Source organism: Ciceribacter sp. RN22, assembly GCF_024054295.1.
Classification (GTDB): Bacteria; Pseudomonadota; Alphaproteobacteria; order Rhizobiales; family Rhizobiaceae; genus Allorhizobium; species Allorhizobium lividum.
On the sequence record NZ_JAMXLD010000002.1, the window covers coordinates 1213925 to 1231665 of the forward strand.

The window sequence follows — 17741 nt, forward strand, 5'->3', positions numbered from 1 at the left end:
GACGTCGCGGGCGAGGTAAAGTACGACTTCCTTCCTTTCCGGGAAGGAAGGAAGGGCTCGTTCGACGGTCGGCGGCGACCATTCTTGTGGTCATTTTTGTTTAACTACGGCGTTTAGCGGAATCTTATGCTTTCATCCGTAGAACGCAAAACAACTGTCATCAGAAGTATATCTTGGGAAAGGGGACAACATGAACGGAGAAATTCGGGCTCTGCTCGCAAAATTCGGTGGGTTGCCTGTGTCGATCGACACGATCGACGACAATGGCGATCTTTACGCCGCCGGACTTTCTTCCTTCGCGTCCGTCCAGCTCATGCTCGGACTTGAAGAAGCCTTTGATATCGAGTTTCCGGATCATTTGCTGAACCGGAAATCCTTCGCCAGCATTGCCGCCATCGAGAACACGGTGAAGACGATCCTAGCCGACAGAAAGGTCGCATGATGGACCTCTCCGCCACCGCATCCGAGAAGAACCTGAAGAGCCGCGTCAATCACGTGGCGACGGTCGCCGCCGCCTATGCGGACGAGGTCGATCGCGACAGCCGGTTTCCGAAAGAAGCCGTCGACGCAATGAAGGCCGAGCGCCTGCTCGGCATCATGATCCCCGAAGAGCTCGGGGGCGAAGGTCTTTCCATTTCGGAAATTGCCGAACTCTGCTCGACGCTCGGGCAGGCATGCGCCTCGAGCGCGATGATCTTCGCGATGCACCAGATCAAGACCTCGAGCCTCGTCACGCACGGTAAGGACGCCGACTGGCACCGGAATTTCATGCGCCGCATCGCCGCCGAACAGCTGTTGCTCGGCTCCGCCACCACGGAAGCCGGCATCGGCGGAAACCTGCGCAACAGCATCTGCGCCATCGAGGTGAAGGACGGCCGCTGCTTCCTCGAAAAGGATGCGACCGTGATTTCCTACGGCGTCGAAGCCGATGCGATCCTGATCACCTCGCGCAGCCACAAGGACGCGGCATCCTCCGACCAGGTGATGACGGTCTTCCTGAAAGACCAGTACACGATCGACAAGACCCATGTCTGGGACACCCTCGGCATGCGCGGCACCTGCTCCGACGGCTTCATGTTCCGGGGCGAGGCACCCGCCGAACAGATCCTGCCCCATCCGTTCGCGGAAATCGCCGCGCAGTCGATGCTCGCGACCGCCCATCTCCTCTGGAGCTCAGTCTGGTACGGCATCGCGCTCGACGCCTTCACGCGCGCCCAGAACTTCGTGCGCGCAGCCGCCCGCAAGGCACCGGGAACGCAGCCGCCCGGCCTCGTCCAGCTCGCGGAGCTTTCGAGCCAGCTTCAGGCCGTCAGGTCCAACATCGTCGGCGGACTGCGGTCCTATGAGGACGCCTGCAAAGATCAGGATCGCCTGTCGTCCATGGGCTTTGCCGTCGCGATGAACAACGTCAAGATCGCCTCCTCCGAGAGGATCCTGCCGATCATCAACCAGGCCATGCGTATCTGCGGCATCATGGGCTACAAGAACGGTACGCCCTACAGCCTCGGACGCCACCTGCGCGACGCCCATTCGGCACAGCTGATGATTTCCAACGACCGCATCCTCGGAAATACGTCGAACATGCTTCTGGTGCACAAACAAGAAACAAGCTTGCTGGGGTGAGACCAATGGACATGCAGAGAAGTTTCCTCGACCGCCTGTTCGAGTCCGGCCTCCTCATCGAGACCGGCGTCGACGGACTCTACGGCCGCGGCGGCCGTTTTGAAGACGTGATCGCGGCCTTCGAACGGCTGATCGATCGCTTCGGCGGCGCCGACGGCGCGGAAGCGATCCGCTTCCCGCCCGGCATGAACCGCGCCTATTTCGAGAAGAGCGGCTACATGCGGAGCTTCCCGCAGCTCGCCGGCACGGTGCACAGCTTCTGCGGCAACGAGCTCGATCATATCAGCCTGCTGAAATGCATGGATGCCGACGAAGACTGGACCGCGGAGCAGAAGGCGACCGATATCGTGCTGACGCCGGCGGCCTGCTACCCGCTTTATCCGACGGTCGCCAAGCGCGGCAACCTGCCGGCCGGCGGCGGTCTCTATGACCTGCAGTCCTATTGCTTCCGCCACGAGCCCTCCAACGACCCGGCACGCCAGCAGTTGTTCCGCATGCGCGAATACGTTCGCATGGGGACCCAGGCCGACGTCACCGAGTTCCGCCAGACCTGGATGGATCGTGGTGTCGAGATGATGAAGGAAGTCGGGCTGCCGGTCGAGATCGACGTCGCGAACGATCCCTTCTTCGGCCGCGCGGGCAAGATGCTCGCCAACAACCAGCGCGACCAGAACCTCAAGTTCGAGCTGCTGATCCCGATCACCTCGACGACCAGCCCGACCGCCTGCATGAGCTTCAACTACCATCAGGACGCGTTCGGTACCAAGTGGGGCCTGAACCTCGAAGACGGTTCCGTCGCCCACACCGCCTGCGTCGGCTTCGGGCTGGAGCGCATCGCGCTGGCGCTCTTCCATCACCACGGCCTCGACACCGAACAATGGCCGGCGTCGGTACGCCGGGCGCTCTGGGGCTGACCTGCTGATGGCTGCCGTCTTTCCCGGGCTGGATCCCGCCGGCTACACACCGCATGCCCTTCACGCGAGTGAGCGGATATGGCCCGAAACCAACTGCTACGTCGATCTCTGGATCGAGGTGCTGACCTCGCTCGGGCTCGCGCCCGAGGCGATGCTGGGTTTCACCCTGACCCAGGACTTCGAAGGCGACCAGTTCACCTTCTTCAAGGTGCCGCTGGAGGATCTCGAAGGCCTCTACGGCATCCGCTGCACGGAGCTTGCGATCTTCGATACGGTCGAGGCCCATGTCGCGGAACAGATCGCCCGTGGGCGGCTCTGCCTGGTCGAGATGGACAGCTTCTTCATGCCCGACACCCGCGGCGTCGGCTATCGCCAGGAGCACGGCAAGACGACAGTCGCGATCAACCGCCTCGACCCGGCGAACCGCAGCATGGACTATTTCCACAACGGCGGCTTCTTCCATGTCGAGGGAGACGACTTCGACGGCCTCTTCCACCGCGGCGCCTGCCAGGAAGAACTACCTTTCCTGCCCTATACGGAGTTCGTCAAATTCCCGGAGAAGCGGGCGGACGAGCGCACCACGCGCGAAGTCGCGATCACGCTGATACGGCGTCACCTCGCGCGGCGTCCCTCAACCAATCCGATCGCTGCCTTCGCGACGGTCTTCCCGAAGCAGGTGGAAGCCATCGCGGAACGCCCGTTCGGCTTCTTCCATAAGTATGCATTCAACACGCTGCGGCAGGTTGGAGCCAACTTCGAACTGTTGGCGAGCCATCTCGAGTGGCTGCTTCCGAATACGACCGAACACGAACGCCAGCAGGCGCTGAAGATCTCCGAGACGGCGAAATCCGTCCAGTTCCAGCTCGCCCGCGCCGTCGCCCGGCGCAAGTTCGACCCGCTGGCCGGCGCGCTTGCACCGGCTGCGGAAGCATGGGACAGCCTGATGGAAGGACTGGGCAGGCAGCTTGCCTGAAGGAGCCGAACGATGGCGGATCGCATCTATCCCGGCGCGGATGAACGTTCGCTGGAAGGCGGCTGGACCCTGCTCCTGACCGAGAGCGGGCGCTATTCGCATCCATCCGAGATCGACGGCCACGCCGCCCGCCTTTCGGCCCCGGTGCCCGGCACCGTCGCACAGGCGCTGGCAGCCGCCGGCCTCTTCGATCCTTCGGCGCCGCAACCGCTGCACGGCAAGGACGCCTGGTATTTCCGTTCGCTCGCGGGCGAGGCGCCCGGCCCGGCGATCCTGCGCTTCGAAGGTCTCGCGACGATCGCCGAGATCTTTGTGAACGGCGTACAGGCGTTCACCTCGGAGAGCATGTTCGAGGCGCACGACCTGCCGATAGAGATCACCGGCAGTGACGAACTGGCGATCTGTTTCCGCGCCCTGCAACCGCATCTCGACAAGCGCGGTCCCCGAGCCCGCTGGCGCCCGCAGATGATGGACCATCAGGGCCTGCGGCTCATCCGCACCACCTTGCTCGGCCATATGCCCGGCTGGTGCCCGAGCATCCACCCGATCGGTCCATGGCGGCCCGTCAAACTGATACGCCCCGCCGACATCACCCTCTCCGACCTGCGGCTCACCGCCGATCTCGACGAAAACGGTTCCGGCATTCTGGACGTCTCCTACACGAGCGACGATCTCGGTGCCGATGCCCGGATCGCCTGTGGCGGACACGAGGCTCCGCTTCGCCGGGATGCCGACGGGATCTGGCGCGGACGGCTGGATATTCCCGGCATCGCCGCCTGGTGGCCGCGCACGCACGGCAAACCAAACCTGCACGACGCCGAAATCGTCAGCGGTCCGCTCCGGCTATCGATCGGCCCGGTCGGCTTCCGGCGGATCACGGTGGAGCGTGGTGCAGACGGCCATGACTTTGCCTTGCGGGTCAACGGCGAACCCGTCTTCTGTCGCGGCGCCGTCTGGACCAGTGCCGACATCGTCAGCCTGCCCGGCACGGCGGAGCGCTACGCGCCCTGGCTTGCCAAGGCCGCGGAAGCGAACATGAACATGATCCGCATCGGTGGCACCATGGCCTACGAGACGGCGGACTTCTTCCGTCTCTGCGACCGGCTCGGCCTGATGGTCTGGCAGGACTTCATGTTCGCCAATTACGATTACCCGGTGGGCGATCCCGCCTTCGCCGCCCATGTGGAGCGCGAGGCGAGAGAGTTTCTCGCATCGGTTCAGGGAACGCCCTCGCTTGCGGTACTCTGCGGCGGCAGCGAGATCTATCAGCAGGCCGCGATGATGGGACTGCCCGCCGGCACATGGAAAGGTCCGCTGACGGAGGAGATCCTGCCGCGGGTGTCCGCCACCCTGCGCCCCGACGTACCTTATGTGGCGAATTCTCCCTGCGGCGGCGCCATGCCGTTCTCGCCCAATGCCGGCGTAACGCACTACTATGGTGTCGGCGCCTATTGCCGGCCGCTCGAAGATGCGCGGCGGGCCAATGTGCGCTTCGCCGCCGAATGTCTCGCCTTCGCCCATGTGCCGCAGCAAGAAACCCTCGACCGCCACCTGCCGGTCGCGCCGGTTCACTATCCCCGCTGGAAGGCGCGCGTGCCGCGCGACCGCGGCGCATCATGGGATTTCGAGGACATCCGCGATCACTATCTGCGGGAATTATACGGGCAAGACCCTGCCCGCCTTCGCCGCGAGAACCCTGCGTTCTACCTTGCGCTCTCGCGCGCGGTGACCGCGGAGATCGTCACGGAAACCTTCGCGGAATGGCGCCGTCCGGGCTCGTCCTGCAATGGCGCGCTGGTCTGGACCTTCCAGGATCTGCTTCCCGGTCCGGGATGGGGCATCGTCGATTCCACCGGGGAACCGAAACCGGTCTGGCATGCGCTGAAGCGCGCCTTCCGTCCGGTCAACGTCGTTTTCACGGATGAAGGGACGAACGGTCTCGACGTTCACGTCCTGAACGAGGGCTCGCGACCGTTAACCGCATCGCTGTCCGTTTCCTGCCTGCGCGACGGGCGCCAGCAGGTCGTTGCCGGCGGGCGAAACCTGACGCTGCCGGCGAGAGGCGCGGTCTCGATACCCTGTACCGATCTCTTCGGCGCCTTCTTCGACACCACTTACGCTTTCCGCTTCGGACCTCCCTCGCATGACGTCACCGTCGCACGCCTCGTAGACGAAACCTCGGGGAACCTCCTCGCGGAGGCTTTTCATTTCCCGCTCGGTCGCGCCGCCGCATGGCATGAGGCACAAATCTCGGCCGACCTTGTCGATGAAGACGAGGACTGGCTGCTGGAACTGCGGACCGATCGCCTCGCCCAGTCCGTCCACGTCGCGGTCGAAGGCTACCGAGCCGACGACGACTGGTTCCATCTGGCGCCGGGCCATGTAAAACGCGTACGATTGCTGCCGCGCGCGGCAACGACCCGCGACCAAAAGCCGACCGGCAGCGTCACGCAGCTCGGGACGCCGGCCACACTCCATTTCTGACGGGGCGCGACGAGGGAGCAGCTCACGCCTGCGGATCGAGGGCAGACGCGATGGCGCTCAGCGTTTCGAAATAGGAGAGCCGGGCAGGCTCCGGCGTCAAGTTGTGATCGGCGCCTTCCAGAATGGTAAGGTCCACGTTCTTGTAGCGACGCAATCCCCTGGCCGAACTGCCGAACTGCTCCGCGAAATGATCGAGGCCGACGTCGTTCTCACTGTAGAGAAGCGCGACGGGCACGCCCCTGTCCGACAGCGTGTGGAATGCGCCGACCACCTCCCGTCGCATGACCCTGTTCTGGGGCAGCATGTGGACGAGCGGCATCGCATGCCGTGCCAGCCGACGCCCGAGAGCCCGCCCGATATTGGTCGCCGCGCGGGCGATGTCGATACGACCTTGCAGCAGTCGCTGGAAGGTTTCTCCCTGAAGGAGGCGCCCCTTGTAGTCGCCGAGCGTGCGGGGAATGAAACGAAGTGATTCATCGATGTCCCGCGTCGGGTCCCAGTAGAAGACGAAGGGATTGACCGCGACGACACCTTCGATACGGGCATCCTGCAAGGCGCTGCGGAAGGCAAGATAGGCGCCGCTGCAGCGTCCGGTGGCGACCACCGGCAGCAGATGACGTCGCTCGACGACGTCGAGTGCAGCACTGACATCGTTGGATTGCGCCTCGTGATAGAGAACCTGATCCGGCAGTCCGGGCACGGGCGGACTATCGGCGACATTGGCCGTGTCGAAGCGCAATGACGGAATGCCCTGCACAGCGAGATCGCGTGCCAGACGAACGCCGGAACGCGCCCAGCCGGCAGCGCGGTCGTAGGCCGTGCCGACGAGCAGGACGGTCGCGCCCTTCCGTTCACCGAGCGGTTCGCACAGTACCCCGTAGAGCCTTCCGCCCTCAGCGAAGTTAAGGGCTTCCTCGCGAAAATCGGGGCCGCAGAGAACGGCGGGTTCGGCAGACGCGAGCCACGGCTTGGCGGTCCGCACCGGCAGCGCTGCGGCCAGGTTCGAGATCCACTCGACCACGGCCAGCCGCACCGCCTGCGGCATCACGGCGGTCGCGGGATTGGAGACGAGATCGTCATAGCCCTGATAATCGGCGTCGGCGACCACCGCGCCGATTGCAGCAAGCTTGGCGGCGAACTCCTGGTCGCCTGGCCGGTCCGGGCGCTTCACCACGAGGCACTGCGGCGCGGGTTTCTCACCCAGGGTCGCAAGGCTGAACTTCCGGATATCGACAGCGATTTCCTCCGGCATTGCGAGGCCGGCGATGACGATACCCTCGGTAGCGCGGTGCTCCTTGGCGATGCCGAGCCCTTCCTCGACCATCTTCGCCCAGATCTGCATTTCCCGCAGATAGGCGCGACCGGATGTCACTGGTGCCAACGCGACGAAGCCGGCCACGCCGTCGAGGCGGTGGATTGCCCTGAGCGCAATGGCCGTCCCGAGCCCCTGCCCGACGACCACGATGCGCGAGCAGCCGGAGAGCGCGGAGAGCCGACCCGCTGCTGCCACTACGGCGTCTTCCCATATCGTCAGCCCACCTGAGAAATCGCTTCTGTCGAGGGCATCGCCCGTCCCCGGATAGTCGAAACGCAGGCTCGCGACCCCGCATGCGGAGAGATCGTCGGCGACGATGCGCCAGAACTTGCGCAGGCACATCTCTTCAAGGCCCCAGGGACTCACGAACAGGACGCCGATGTCGGAGGCGACCTGTCCGTCGGCAGGCATGAAGAGCCCGATCGTTTCAGAGAAGGCAACCGGTTTCGCTGCCGACGGGCCGCCGCTCGAAGCCGCAGGCAGGCTCGTTTGCTGTTTCATGGATAGAACTCCCCCAAAACTCTCACCCGGAATCAACGTTCCCCGTTGCGAGGACCCCGGTTCGCAAATACCAGCTCCACCACGCGAGCCGCTGCGATCCCTGCGACGCCCGGCAAGCGGCGGGCGATGCTCTCGATGACAGCGTAGTCCTCAAGGGCGACGGCCCTGAAGAGCCGCAGTGCGACGATGTAGCACAGCGCGCCCGCAGAGATCGCAAGGACAAGACCCACAAAACCCGAAATGAACGCGAGTACCAGCGAGGCGGCACCGGCGCAGGCCGCCGCCGCGAGGGCGATCCGCAACAGGTTCCAGTAAAGTCTCGCAAGAGAGCGTTCGAATGTCAGCCGGCGCATCATCAGCGCGCTCATCAGCGTGAAGACGACAAAGCGCACCGCCGCCGCGCCCTCCGCCCCGTAGGAGGGGACGACGAGGAAGGCCCCGACCACCATCGCGACCGCACCGATGATCCCGATCATCAGGCGCTCACGCACCCGATCAAGAGAGAACAGGTACTGCGTACAGATGAGGCCAAGCACGTTGGCCGGCGTGACCAGCGCAAGGATGGTGAGTGCCGGACCGGCAGGCGCGAACGCCTCGCCGAAGATCGTGGAGATCAGCCGCGGCGCGATCACCGCCAGTCCGAAACTCAGCGGCAGGGTGATGTAGGAGAGGCTGCGGATGACGGCTTCAAAAACCGCGGCCGGTAGCGTCGTGCCGCCGTGGTCCTGCAGCTTCTCGGAGTAATAGGGCACGAGGCTGCCGGTGAGCTGTACCGGCAGCTGCAGCGCCAGATTGGCGAGCGACATCGCAGCGGCATAGAAACCGACGACCGCGACACCCGAATAGCGCTCCAGGAAGAAGAATTCGACGCGGTTCAGGAAGATCGAATCGACGATGAACTGCACCGAGAGCAGCATGGACGAGCCGAACAGGTAGCGGGGCGAGATACCGCAGTTATTCGCCCGCACCGAAAGGATGCCGGCCGCGTAGGTGAACTGGACCGTGAAACCGAGCGTGTAGCCGATGAGTGCACCGGGAATGCCGAAAAACACCGCGCCGACCGCAACGCCGAAGAGCTGAAGGAGGCCGGAGGCGGCCGAGAGCCGGAAGAAGGTCCCGACCTGCTGTTCGCCGAGCAGGTAGTTCTTGGCAGAGGAGCCGATCGACTGGATGACGAAGAGCGCACCGGTAATGACCACAACGATGGGCGCGCTGGTCGCCCAGTGTTCGTACTCCGCCAGCGTGAACACCGCCGCGTAAATCGCGGCCAGGAGGAGGGTAGATCCGACGACGGGGCGAAGCAGATAGGCGGCAAAACCACGCCGATCCACCGGCGAGTAGCCCTGGCTCTTCAACTGCGGGAGCAGGCGGAGCAGCATGACCCCGGTTCCTAGCTCGGCCACCAGCGAGGCCGTGACGGCAAGCCAGAGCGAGAAGGCGATGATGCCGTTCGCCTCGGGCCCGAGAAGACGCGCGGTAATGATAGAGCAGGCAAAGCCGATGAGAAGAAGAGACAGCCCGGCTGCAGCATTCAATGCCGAATTCGCAACGATACTCTTGGCCATATGGTGATCTTCTATCCGCCCGGAAACCGTCATGGGACTGCGATGCATTCGTCTGGTTCTAGCCAGAAAATGCTTAAGGAACCCTCCATCTTGTCCGGCCGCCGATTGGCGGCTTTACGGAGATTTAAGCGGGATCCGATATCCCTTCCCCATGTTCCTGCCAACCTGTCGCGGTGTCATTTGCAGATCGTCTTTCTCGTAGCTTCGGCCCAGGACAGGATGTGCGGCGTCGCCGACTACACGGGACGGCTGGCGGCTGCGCTGCGGGACGTCGGCGCCTCGGTAACGGTCGAGTACCTCGATTCCTGGTCTCTCAGGAACATCCTGGAGATCCGGCAGCGCTATGCCGGAAAGAGGCACGTGGCCTTTCACCTGCAGTATCCGTCGCTGAGCATCGGCAAGTCGGCGTCGCCCGGGTTCCTGCCGCTGCTGCTGCCCAACACCTTCGTCACGCTGCACGAATTCCGGATCTTCCACATCCTGCGCAAGATGGTGTTCCTGTTGCCGAGCCTGCTCGCCAGGGCGGTCATCTTCTCGAACGACGAGGAGAGAACCCTCTTCGCGCGCTATTTCCCATGGTCCCGCAAGCGCCTGATGGTCGTTCCGATCGGCAACAACATCCCGAGACTTGCAGCGAAAAAGGCACCCGGCGGCGGGGAACGCATCGTCTACTTCGGGCAGATCTCGCGTAACAAGGGAATAGAGTTCTTCATCGAGACGATCGAGCGGATGCGTGAGGGAGGCTCGCTCGCCGAGGCCCACATGATCGGCGCGCTCGTCGAAACCGACACGGACTTCGTGGACTATGTACGGGACTCGGCAAGACGCCTCGGCATCGAGCTCAGGCTGAACCTGCCGCCGGAGGCGGTTTCGGAGACGCTGAGCGAGGCGACCATCGCCCTTCTGCCCTTCCCGGACGGTGTTTCGAACAAGCGCGGCTCGGCGCTCGCCTGCCTCGACCATGGTGTGTGCGTGCTCACCACTCACACCGAGCGGACACCCGAATGGCTTGCCGAGGTCACGTATCCCGTCACCACACCCAAGGACGCGGCGAGCATGATCGGGAAGATCGTACATGGCGACGCTCCCCGGGTACGTTCACCGCTGGTCCTCGAAAGGGAAATGGCGGCACGCGACTGGCATGCCATCGCCCGCGAGCATCTTCGCATCTATCAGCAAGCCGTCCGCTGACCGGCTTCCGCGCCGGTGGCGGGGTCACTCCGCCAGGGCGTCGCGATAAACCGCGTCGTAATGCCCGACCACCGTATCCCAGGAGTAACTGCTCGCCGCCGCGATGAGCGCGTGTCGCGTCGCTTCGGGGTCGGATATGAGGTCGGCCAAGGCTGCTTCCACGACCTCGGAAGCCTTTGAGACGTCGTCGAAATCCGCAAGGCGGATGACGGAGTGCTTGTCGGCAAGGTTGCGATAGGCCTCGTTCGAATTGAGAACCGGCAACAGGCTGGCGCTCATAGCCTCGACGGCGACGAGGCCGAAGCCTTCATAATCGGAAGCGGAAACGAAGATCGATGCGCCGGCGATCAATTGGCGTACAGTCTCGTTCGGCACCGCCACGTGCAGGCCGACATGCTCCACCAACCCACGGGCGGCGATCTCCCGGCGCAGATCGGCTTCCGTCAGGTCCGACGGAGAACCTACGATATCGAGGTGCCAGTCTGGATCCTTCTCGACCAGACGGGCCGTGACGTCGAGAAGCCGCTCCAGCCGCTTGTTTACGGAAAAGCGGCCGATCGTGATCATCCGCCGCGTCGGTCGAGAGGAGGCGAGACCGGCGAATTTTTCCGTATCCACACCGTTTTCGACCAGAACGGTGCGACCGGCCGCGATCGTGTCGAAGAGATCGAGGTCCGAGCGGCTGCAGCAGACGACGGCGCGATAGGCTAGACAGGAGAGCCGTGTCAGCGTGCGGAACCAGAGCCGTTTGATCGCCGCATATTTCCTTGTGTGAAAGAACCCGCCATGGGTGGTGGCAATCATCGGCTTGCCGTGGAAAGGACGCGTGACGGCGAGAAAGTCGAAGAAGAAGTCCACGGCATGGACATGCACCAGATCGGCGTCACGGATGTGCCGCAGCACCTGCGGAGCGACTGGATAACGGGTGCTGCCGGACCAGGGGACGCGCACCACCTCGACGCCGTCGATCACCTCCGATGCGGGCAGCAGCCGCTCGCGATCGGTAAAGAGGCTGTTGCAGGTGACGACGCGGACACGGTAGCCGCGCGCCAGCAGAAGACGGCTGAGATTGCCGACGACGTCTTCGAGGCCGCCGCGGCCGGGCGCATATTGCCGGACGACCTGGACCACCAGAGGCGCTCGCCCGTCGCGCTGCGCAGAAGCGGACATCGTTTCGTCGTTCGCCTCCATCACCCTTCCTTCCGGCGCTGCGAAGATCGGCTTCATGCCGATCTTCTGTTCGGGCGAATTGAAAGCGCGAAAAGCTTAAGATCGCGTATGTCCGGCATCTCGCCGCCGCTGGTGCCGGGCTCCGGCCCTTCAGAAACCGTTAACCATGATCTGCGAGGATTGTCTTGACCACTGCGGTTGCCGGAAGCCCTCGCCCATAGGCCCCATTCCCGATACCGGCCGCTCGTTGTGTCCTGCGGGATCGCAAACCCGCACCGGATTGATCGTCCGGAGGCTGCGGAAACGACAATCTCTGACCGGACGCGGTCTTGGGCAGGAAAATGGACATCGACATTTTTCAACTACCGGGAATCCTGAGACGCCGCCTGCACTACGTGATCCTCACCGTGATCGTCTGCCTGGCGCTCGCTTTCGTCTATGTCCTGCGCCTCACACCGCTCTATACCTCTTCCACCGAGCTCCTCCTGGACCCGAAGGGTCTGGTCACCGGCGGCGCGGACCCTGTCAACGCGGCTACGCCGGTTCCGCAGGACCAGCCTGCCGTCGACAGCCAGATCTATGTCATGCAGTCGCGCGCGACGCTCGAGGAGGTCGCTGACAAGCTCAATCTCGTAAAGGATCCGTTCTTCGCCGCGGCGGTGAAGAAGGCGAAGAACGATCGTGATCGGCTGATGGCCGTCGTCACGGTCCTCAAGGCGCATGTGACGATAGAGCGTGCCGGCCAGTCGCTCGTCTTCTCGATCAGCGCTGAGCATCCGAATGCCGCGACCGCGGCCGACATTGCAAATTCAATCGCCACCGTCTATCTGCGCCAGCTCGACGAGGCCCGGGCAAGTGCCGCGCGACGTGCCAGCAGTTCCTTCCAGCTGCAGGCGAGCGAGCTGCGCGACCGCGTGCTCAAGGCCGAACTCGCCGTCGAGAAGTTCAAGGCGGAGAATGGCCTCGTAAGCACCGGGCAGCAGGGCCTGGTCATCGACCAGCAGGTGGCCGGCCTCAACCAGCAACTCATCGATGCCCGCGCGGTCGAAGAGCGGCAGCGGACGATCTACGAGCAGGCGAAGAAGCTTACGATCGAGGCGATCGAGTCCGGCGCCATTCCCGAAGTCCTGCAGTCGACGTCGATCGGTCTCCTGCGTGACCGCTACGTGAACCTGCTCGACCGCCGCTCCCAGCTTGCGACCAGCCTCGGCGTCAATCACCCACAGATCAAGGCGATCAATTCCCAGATCGCCAACATGCAGAACGCGATCGAACTGGAGCTCGGCCGCGTCCGCCAGTCCATGAAGAGCAGCTACGAGCGCGCTGTTGCAGACACGAAAGCTCTCACCGCGCAGCTCGAGAAAATGAGCGCCACAAGTTTCGACAGCAGTGCGGCGCAGATCAAGATGCGCCAGCTCGAAAGCGAGGCGGACGCAGTCCGCACCCTCTACAAGGCATTCCTCAGCCGCGCCGAGGAACTCGGGCAGCAGCAATCGGTCAACACTGACAATTCCCGCGTGATCACCGCCGCGGTGCCGATGCCGAAATCCTCCACCGTGCTGAAGCTGATGATTCTCGCCGCGGCCTCTCTCTTCGGCTTCGTGCTGGGAAGTGCGCTGGCCGTGCTGCGCGAACTGCTGGTGCGGCAGACCCCGTCCGCCGAAACCCTGGGCAAGCGGACCGGATTTCCCGTGCTTGCGCGGATCAGGATGCCGCGCCGGCCCGCCAAAACGCCTCTGCTTCGCCGGCTGCTGCTTCTGGGGCGCTCGATCGAAGAGCCACCGCTTCCACTCGGCGAGAGCCACCCGGCGATCCGTGCGCTTGCCGGGCAGCTCGTCGAGAGGCTCGGCACACGCGTGCCCGCGATGGTACTCTTTTCGACTCCGAAGCCGATGCGGGAAGCAACCGGCATCGTCGCCGACACGGTGCAGGCGCTTCTCGACCTCGGCCACGACGTTCTCTACGCCCCCGGAGATCTCGCCGACCGGTCGCCGCGATCCACGCGGTTCGGTCGTCCGAGCCTGCGCGGCGCCCTCGAGCGCGAACGCGAGGACTCGGGTCCTTTCGGCGATCTCCTGAGATATGATCTCTTCCGTGCCCGCCGGGGAACCGGCCGGTCCATGTCGGAGGAAGGCAGCCACCGTTTCGTGATCGTCAACGCCTGCGGCACGCAGGCCACCGACTTCCTGCCTTCACTGATGAACCACGCCGATGCCCTCGTGCCGATCATCGATGCGAGAGAGACGACGCAAGACGACCTGGCGGCATTCGTCAATTCGTTCGGCGAGAGGCGGAGCCTTGTCCTCGGAACCGTTCTGGTGGAGGCCTAGGCCATGACGTCACGGTTGCCGGCAGCAGCAAGGCCTCTGCCCGCCGACGGCGACCGATGGACATGTCATGCGTACCGCTGAAGCCTTCGCATCGCCCCTTCCGCCCGAGGAGGCAGCCGGCGGCTGGATGACGCGCACGAGGCGCCACCTCGCCGTCTTCACCGTGATGGGCGGCCTCACGTTCAACCTGTTCCTCTGCTTCGTGAACACGCGCGTGATGGGCATACGCGACAGTCACGTCATGCTGTTCGAGATGCTGCTGATCGGCTGCGCCTTACTGGCAGCCTTCACCCGCAAGCTCGACATCTATCTCGTTCTGGCGCTCTACGTCAGCTACATGGTGCTGCTCTTCGCACTACGCGGCGCCGTCGATCTCAAGGCGCTCCGCGACATCCTGATCCCGATCGCCTTCTATTTCATGGGAACGCGCGTGCGGGACCTGCGGCTGGCCGACCGGCTCGTCACCGCATCGATCGCGATCGTCGTCGTCTTCGGTCTCTTCGAGTACCTGCTGACGGATCTCTATCTCGATTTCTTCAACGTGCTCGGCTACTTCATCGCCCGCGGCACGGTAACGCCGGAGGAAGCTTTCGGAGCGACGAGAGGGCTCTTCATCAGCGGCATGCGCCCGGAGCCGCGCTCGCTCTTTTCGTTCCTCGGACAGCACCGTGTTTCGTCGGTATTTCTGGAGCCCGTCTCGGCGGGCAATTTCGGCGCGATCGTCTTCGCCTGGGCGCTCTTCCGCTCCGACATGCGCTATCGCTTCGCCGTCATGGCGGGCGCGATCCTGACCGTCATCCTGGCCGATGCCCGTTTCGGGTTCTTCACCTGCGTCCTGATGACGCTCATGACGCCTTTCTACCGCATCATTCCGAAGACCATATGGCTGGCTCTGCCCTTCCTCATGCTGGCGATCATCGCCGTCTACGGGCTCGCCACCGGCACGGAGGGCGGAGCAAACGACGTCGGCGGACGCCTCAAGGTCACGGCCGGCATCCTCACACATCTCGATCTTCCGGTCGTGCTGGGGATTGCGGTCACCGACCAGTTCACGGCCGACTCGGGCCTCGCCTACACCCTCACCAAGTTCGGCCTCTTCGGCTTCATCGCGCTCTGGGCCTTGATGGTCATGGCGCCGATCCGCGACGCGAAGGCGTGGTCCTTCCATTCGATGGTCATCGTCTACCTGCTGCTGCTGATGATCATCAGCAACTCGCTCTACTCCATCAAGACGGCCGCACTTCTGTGGTTCATCCTCGGAACAGCCGACCGTATCGACTGGCGAGCGCTCGCCGAGGGGCGGGTCAGGGACGATCGAGCGCCTGGCATTCCGCGGCCGACGACGAGAAATCCTTGAGCGCCGGGGCAAGCCCCGCAAGCTGCGGGCGGTCGCCCTCGATCGTCGGCTGGATGTTCAGCGCCTCGGACGGCGGCCACCAGTCACCCGCAACCCAGTAGGCCCAGCCGACCCAGAGATCACGATTGCTTTCGACGACGCGCACCATGTCGGCGAGGGTCCCGACGCAGGCCTCGTCCGCCGGCACGCCGAACTCGCCGAGATAGCCGCGCTTGTCGTGATCGCGCAGCCACCGCGTGAACGTCTCGACGGCCGCAACGGCATCGGCACCACGATCGCAGCTCGAACTGGTTCCGGAAAAGTTGGAGTCGAAATACTGGTGGACCTCGTAGGCATAATTGTCCGACGGATCGACCACACCGAGCATCACCTCGCCGTTGACACCGTCCGCCGATGATGTCTGCCAGCTATGGGCGCCGGTCCAGGCCGTTCCTGGAACCAGCACAAGATTGTCGGCACCGGCCTCACGGATCTCTGCTATTGCCGCATTGGCACCCTCGAGCCACTGGCCGGCGGAGATGTCGTGCGGTTCGTTCATCAACCCGAAGGAAACGTCGGGCTGGTTTGCGAAGACGCGCGCGAGCCGACCCCAGAAGTCGGCAAATGTTGCCGCCGGAACGGCTGCCGAGCCGATGGGTTCGCCGCGATAACGGGCGTAGTTGTGCGGATCCAGCACGACCCGCAGCCCCCGTTCGCGCAGGCGCCCGACCGCCTCCACAAGACGCGCGAGTTCGGCGGGGTCGAGTTCCGCACCAAGCTGCGGCTGCAGGCGTTCCCAGAGGAAGGGAAGGCGCACCGAGGTGAAGCCCTTCGACGCGAAATAGTCGATGGTCTCATTCGAGGGATAGACGTAATCCTTGCCTGCCGTTCCGGGCGGCTCGCCGAACTCGGCGCCGGAGAGATTGATGCCGCGAAAGCATCCCTCCGTTGCCTGCCCCGGCGAGGCAGCGAGAAGTGCAATCGTGGCCGCCGCCGCCGCGATGCCAAAGAAGGAAGAGCTCCCGAAACGCGAACCGACGAACATGCAACCCCACTCTTGACGACCACGAAGCGGACGTTAGGACCGCTGGCGGCGAAAGGTCAAGGAAGCTCCCGAAGGAGACCTCCGGAACAGCGCCCAGCAAGGCGACGACGGGAAATCGCTTGCAGAAGACGCAACCGGAACGGAATTTTCCGTCATCCGCCCTAAGCTCACCCTCAAGGAACGGGAGGGGACCGGATGCCGGAAACCACGCCCGTTCGGGCAGAAACGAAGGCCAACGGCTTTGCGCGCCGTGGCGAGTGCGCTAGATCAGTCGCCAGTCCGCTCGCGACGGGAAAAGGGTGAGAGAACATGAAGAGCTACGTATTGACGGTTTCGTGCAAGTCGACCCGCGGCATTGTTGCTGCGATATCGGGTTATCTTGCCGGAAAGGGCTGCAACATCGTCGACTCATCGCAGTTCGACGATCTCGACACCGGCAAGTTCTTCATGCGGGTGAGCTTCATCTCCGAGGAAGGTGCCACGCGCGAAGCCCTCGTGAAGGATTTTGGCCCGATCGCCGAAACCTTCGACATGGAATGGGACATGCACGACGCCAGCGAGCGCATGAAGGTGCTGCTGATGGTCTCGCGCTTCGGCCACTGCCTCAACGACCTGCTCTATCGCTGGAAGATCGGGGCGCTGCCGATCGACATCGTCGGCGTCGTCTCCAACCACTTCGACTACCAGAAGGTCGTCGTCAACCATGACATCCCCTTCCACCACATCAAGGTGACCAAGGAGAACAAGCCCCAGGCCGAGAAGCAGTTGCTGGACCTCGTCGAGCAGACCGGCACTGAACTCATCGTGCTCGCCCGCTACATGCAGGTCCTTTCCGACAGCCTGTGCCAGAAGATGTCGGGCAAGATCATCAACATTCACCACTCCTTCCTGCCGAGCTTCAAGGGTGCAAACCCCTACAAGCAGGCCTTCGAGCGCGGGGTGAAGCTGATCGGTGCGACTGCCCACTACGTCACCGCCGATCTCGACGAGGGCCCGATCATCGAGCAGGACGTCGCCCGCATCACCCATGCGCAGTCGGCGGAGGACTACGTCTCGATCGGCCGCGACGTCGAAAGCCAGGTGCTGGCGCGGGCCATCCACGCCCACATCCACCACCGGACCTTCATCAACGGCAACCGCACCGTCGTCTTCCCGGCCTCCCCGGGTTCCTATGCCTCCGAGCGCATGGGCTGAGCCCCAGCGACCATTGACCGCAGAACAGGTCTATCCCGGCGCGAGCGCTTCGCCGGGATAGACGGCTGCTTTTCCTCTGATAATCTCCGCTCAAGGATTC

The 17741-nt window shown here is 63.8% G+C and carries 13 protein-coding genes; 9 read left to right on the forward strand and 4 right to left on the reverse strand.

Going from position 1 to position 17741, the window contains the following annotated elements; genetic code table 11:
• Positions 1-190 precede the first annotated feature (190 nt).
• From NHF53_RS20705 to NHF53_RS20725, 5 genes are read left to right on the forward strand one after another with little or no spacing between them, the layout of a single operon-like run.
• Complete coding sequence (locus NHF53_RS20705) at positions 191-442, forward strand: acyl carrier protein (RefSeq protein ID WP_252835839.1); 252 nt, start codon at positions 191-193, stop codon at positions 440-442.
• Positions 442-1623, forward strand: coding sequence for an acyl-CoA dehydrogenase family protein (locus NHF53_RS20710; protein WP_252836028.1), 1182 nt, complete (start codon positions 442-444; stop codon positions 1621-1623). Before NHF53_RS20705 ends, NHF53_RS20710 begins: the two co-directional genes overlap by 1 nt.
• A 5-nt stretch (positions 1624-1628) precedes the next feature.
• Positions 1629-2537 (forward strand): amino acid--[acyl-carrier-protein] ligase, encoded by a 909-nt coding sequence (locus NHF53_RS20715; protein WP_252835840.1) that lies wholly within the window; start codon positions 1629-1631, stop codon positions 2535-2537.
• A gap of 7 nt (positions 2538-2544) precedes the next feature.
• Entirely contained in the window at positions 2545-3510 is a 966-nt protein-coding gene (locus NHF53_RS20720) for a DUF1839 family protein (RefSeq protein WP_252835841.1), read from the forward strand.
• Between the two features lie 12 nt (positions 3511-3522).
• Complete coding sequence (locus NHF53_RS20725; RefSeq protein WP_252835842.1) at positions 3523-5994, forward strand: glycoside hydrolase family 2 protein; 2472 nt, start codon at positions 3523-3525, stop codon at positions 5992-5994.
• Between the two features lie 22 nt (positions 5995-6016).
• On the opposite strand, the gene NHF53_RS20730 is transcribed toward NHF53_RS20725, so the two are convergent.
• Both NHF53_RS20730 and NHF53_RS20735 read right to left on the reverse strand, forming a co-directional pair.
• Positions 6017-7810 carry an alpha/beta fold hydrolase gene (locus NHF53_RS20730; RefSeq protein ID WP_252835843.1) on the reverse strand — a complete coding sequence of 598 codons (1794 nt, stop codon included), beginning with the start codon at positions 7808-7810 and terminating at the stop codon, positions 6017-6019.
• 32 nt (positions 7811-7842) lie between these two features.
• Positions 7843-9375, reverse strand: coding sequence for a polysaccharide biosynthesis C-terminal domain-containing protein (locus NHF53_RS20735; RefSeq protein WP_252835844.1), 1533 nt, complete (start codon positions 9373-9375; stop codon positions 7843-7845).
• A gap of 180 nt (positions 9376-9555) precedes the next feature.
• Between NHF53_RS20735 and NHF53_RS20740 the strand changes: the two genes are divergently transcribed.
• Complete coding sequence (locus tag NHF53_RS20740) at positions 9556-10566, forward strand: glycosyltransferase (protein WP_252835845.1); 1011 nt, start codon at positions 9556-9558, stop codon at positions 10564-10566.
• A 24-nt stretch (positions 10567-10590) separates the two neighbouring features.
• Here the strand turns inward: NHF53_RS20740 and NHF53_RS20745 are convergent, their stop codons facing one another.
• Positions 10591-11757 carry a glycosyltransferase family 4 protein gene (locus NHF53_RS20745; RefSeq protein WP_374591285.1) on the reverse strand — a complete coding sequence of 389 codons (1167 nt, stop codon included), beginning with the start codon at positions 11755-11757 and terminating at the stop codon, positions 10591-10593.
• A gap of 320 nt (positions 11758-12077) precedes the next feature.
• Between NHF53_RS20745 and NHF53_RS20750 the strand changes: the two genes are divergently transcribed.
• Both NHF53_RS20750 and NHF53_RS20755 read left to right on the forward strand, forming a co-directional pair.
• Complete coding sequence (locus NHF53_RS20750; protein ID WP_252835846.1) at positions 12078-14066, forward strand: GumC family protein; 1989 nt, start codon at positions 12078-12080, stop codon at positions 14064-14066.
• A gap of 67 nt (positions 14067-14133) precedes the next feature.
• Positions 14134-15423, forward strand: a complete 1290-nt coding sequence (locus NHF53_RS20755) for a UDP-phosphate alpha N-acetylglucosaminyltransferase (RefSeq protein ID WP_252835847.1) — start codon at positions 14134-14136, stop codon at positions 15421-15423.
• Here the strand turns inward: NHF53_RS20755 and NHF53_RS20760 are convergent.
• Positions 15371-16447, reverse strand: a complete 1077-nt coding sequence (locus NHF53_RS20760; RefSeq protein ID WP_252835848.1) for a glycoside hydrolase family 5 protein — start codon at positions 16445-16447, stop codon at positions 15371-15373. The genes NHF53_RS20755 and NHF53_RS20760 overlap by 53 nt on opposite strands.
• A 309-nt stretch (positions 16448-16756) precedes the next feature.
• On the opposite strand from NHF53_RS20760, the gene purU reads away from it, so the two are divergent.
• Positions 16757-17641: a formyltetrahydrofolate deformylase gene (gene purU, locus NHF53_RS20765; protein WP_252835849.1), complete on the forward strand. Its 885-nt coding sequence runs from the start codon at positions 16757-16759 to the stop codon at positions 17639-17641.
• Positions 17642-17741 lie beyond the last annotated feature (100 nt).

What these genes read in the sequence shown, in the direction of transcription:
- NHF53_RS20705 (WP_252835839.1), top strand. Translation starts at nt 191, where the DNA reads ATGAACGGAGAAATTCGGGCTCTGCTCGCAAAATTCGGTGGGTTGCCT.
- NHF53_RS20710 (WP_252836028.1), top strand. Translation starts at nt 442, where the DNA reads ATGGACCTCTCCGCCACCGCATCCGAGAAGAACCTGAAGAGCCGCGTC.
- NHF53_RS20715 (WP_252835840.1), top strand. Translation starts at nt 1,629, where the DNA reads ATGGACATGCAGAGAAGTTTCCTCGACCGCCTGTTCGAGTCCGGCCTC.
- NHF53_RS20720 (WP_252835841.1), top strand. Translation starts at nt 2,545, where the DNA reads ATGGCTGCCGTCTTTCCCGGGCTGGATCCCGCCGGCTACACACCGCAT.
- NHF53_RS20725 (WP_252835842.1), top strand. Translation starts at nt 3,523, where the DNA reads ATGGCGGATCGCATCTATCCCGGCGCGGATGAACGTTCGCTGGAAGGC.
- NHF53_RS20730 (WP_252835843.1), bottom strand. Translation starts at nt 7,810, where the DNA reads ATGAAACAGCAAACGAGCCTGCCTGCGGCTTCGAGCGGCGGCCCGTCG.
- NHF53_RS20735 (WP_252835844.1), bottom strand. Translation starts at nt 9,375, where the DNA reads ATGGCCAAGAGTATCGTTGCGAATTCGGCATTGAATGCTGCAGCCGGG.
- NHF53_RS20745 (WP_374591285.1), bottom strand. Translation starts at nt 11,757, where the DNA reads ATGGAGGCGAACGACGAAACGATGTCCGCTTCTGCGCAGCGCGACGGG.
- NHF53_RS20750 (WP_252835846.1), top strand. Translation starts at nt 12,078, where the DNA reads ATGGACATCGACATTTTTCAACTACCGGGAATCCTGAGACGCCGCCTG.
- NHF53_RS20755 (WP_252835847.1), top strand. Translation starts at nt 14,134, where the DNA reads ATGCGTACCGCTGAAGCCTTCGCATCGCCCCTTCCGCCCGAGGAGGCA.
- NHF53_RS20760 (WP_252835848.1), bottom strand. Translation starts at nt 16,447, where the DNA reads ATGTTCGTCGGTTCGCGTTTCGGGAGCTCTTCCTTCTTTGGCATCGCG.
- purU (WP_252835849.1), top strand. Translation starts at nt 16,757, where the DNA reads ATGAAGAGCTACGTATTGACGGTTTCGTGCAAGTCGACCCGCGGCATT.